A 1,784-nucleotide genomic window follows, 5' to 3' on the forward strand; every position below is an offset into this window, starting at 1 on the left:
TGTATGCGCGAGGTTACCGACTGCGGCCTGAGTTTTTTAAGTGACGTAAAACCGTGTTGAGGCCAACGCCCATAATGCGTGCACTGGCGCGACATCCGACGCCATTCATGGCCATATCAATGATTTTCTGGTGCGTACCGGGCTGAGAGGCGGTGTAAGTGAACTGTAGTTGCCATGTTTTACGGCAATGAGAGCAGAGATAGCGCTGATGTCCGGCAGTGCTTTTGCCGTTACGCACCACGCCTTCAGTAGCGGAGCAGGAAGGACATCTGATGGAAATGGAAGCCACGCAAGCACCTTAAAATCACCATCATACACTAAATCAGTAAGTTGGCAGCATTACCCATAAATACTGTGCAATATCGTTTGACGCGGTTAATGCCAAAAGAAATAACACCAGTAAGGCCCCGCCCTGGATATTCATGGATGGCAACATTAATAACCAGGCGGCATGACTCAAGGCGAAAACGGTCATTATCCAGCCCCAAAAAATGGCGCTCACGGTATGCAGAAAACCGGAGGGGTCACCCACAAAAACTCGCCAGGTGGCTAATATCAGAAACCCAGCCAAAGGTATTAATAACAGAAACAGCTCAAAGCAATTAAAACCGATAAGCAAATAGTTAAGAGGAATAACCCAATATAACCACCGCGGAAAATGTACGGATATAAGCATACAATATTCTTTCAATGCCAGAAAACTTATCAGCGCAAAAAACGCCAACGTCATCCAGCGTGGACCTGAAATCACCAGTGAAAAACAAATGACGATGCCCCACCAGGTACGAATACGTAATGTAACCTCACCCCCTTTTCTCTCCGGTAACCGCCATAGCAGAAAACGGTTTATCAGCGTTGCTAAAATTAACAACACGAAAAGTGTTGCCAGAGATTTTTCCAGCATTATCTTTCAGCACTCATAAAAAGCACACTCCGACAACGATTAATCGCAGTCCAGAGAAGCAGAATTGAAGCAATGCTCCATAAAAGATTATTCCATTGCATCCACTGTGGATAAATGGCAACGGCTAGCCCCCACAGACCAAATATTAACGCGCGATCGCTTTTGCCGAATGGACCGGCATAACTGCGAATACCGTTAATCGTCTGCGCGAGTAAACCGCAAAACTCAGTCAATATGGTGCAAAATAACATGAGTATTACGAGTGATGCGTTACTTTCCGGTAAAAATAAAAACGGTAAATAGAGCGCAATATCGGAAATAACATCGCCAGTTTCATTCAAAATCGCCCCCAGACGTGTTTGCTGATTGCACTCACGCGCCAACATGCCATCCAGCGCATTGAGCGCCATACGGATAAAAAGCACGATGGGCAATAGCAAAAAGAGGATGGGTTGTGCCACCAACACCAACAGCAATCCGGTAAAAAGAGAAAGCGCCAGTGCCGTAAGAGTGATGTGATTCGCTGTAACGTGGTGCTTATAAAGTAGACTGGCCCCCTGAATCTCCAGACAACCAGTATCACTTAAATAAGTGATAGTCTTAATACTAGTTTTTAGACTAGTCATTGGAGTACAGATGATTGATGTCTTAGGGCCGGAGAAACGCAGACGGCGTACCACACAGGAAAAGATCGCAATTGTTCAGCAGAGCTTTGAACCGGGGATGACGGTCTCCCTCGTTGCCCGGCAACATGGTGTAGCAGCCAGCCAGTTATTTCTCTGGCGTAAGCAATACCAGGAAGGAAGTCTTACTGCTGTGGCCGCCGGAGAACAGGTTGTTCCTGCCTCTGAACTTGCTGCCGCCATGAAGCAGATTAAAG

At 46.6% G+C, this 1,784-nt stretch carries 2 protein-coding genes and 2 pseudogenes; 1 reads left to right on the forward strand and 3 read right to left on the reverse strand.

Annotation, left to right across the window (positions count from 1 at the left end):
* The 3 genes and pseudogenes from BGK49_RS13755 to BGK49_RS13765 form a co-directional block, all read right to left on the reverse strand.
* Positions 1-289: pseudogene (locus BGK49_RS13755) on the reverse strand (IS1-like element transposase); the annotation flags it as partial.
* A 54-nt stretch (positions 290-343) separates the two neighbouring features.
* A pseudogene (locus BGK49_RS13760) lies at positions 344-904 on the reverse strand (phosphatidate cytidylyltransferase); the annotation flags it as partial.
* Positions 904-1,530: a CDP-alcohol phosphatidyltransferase family protein gene (locus BGK49_RS13765; protein WP_000202541.1), complete on the reverse strand. Its 627-nt coding sequence runs from the start codon at positions 1,528-1,530 to the stop codon at positions 904-906. The pseudogene BGK49_RS13760 and the gene BGK49_RS13765, both read right to left, overlap by 1 nt.
* Positions 1,531-1,540: 10 nt before the next feature.
* On the opposite strand from BGK49_RS13765, the gene BGK49_RS13770 reads away from it, so the two are divergent.
* Positions 1,541-1,784, forward strand: a 244-nt coding sequence (locus BGK49_RS13770) for a transposase (RefSeq protein ID WP_000567704.1), incomplete at its 3' end; no start/stop codon positions are given.

This window comes from Shigella sp. FC1544, assembly GCF_001722145.1.
Taxonomy (GTDB): Bacteria; Pseudomonadota; Gammaproteobacteria; order Enterobacterales; family Enterobacteriaceae; genus Escherichia; species Escherichia coli.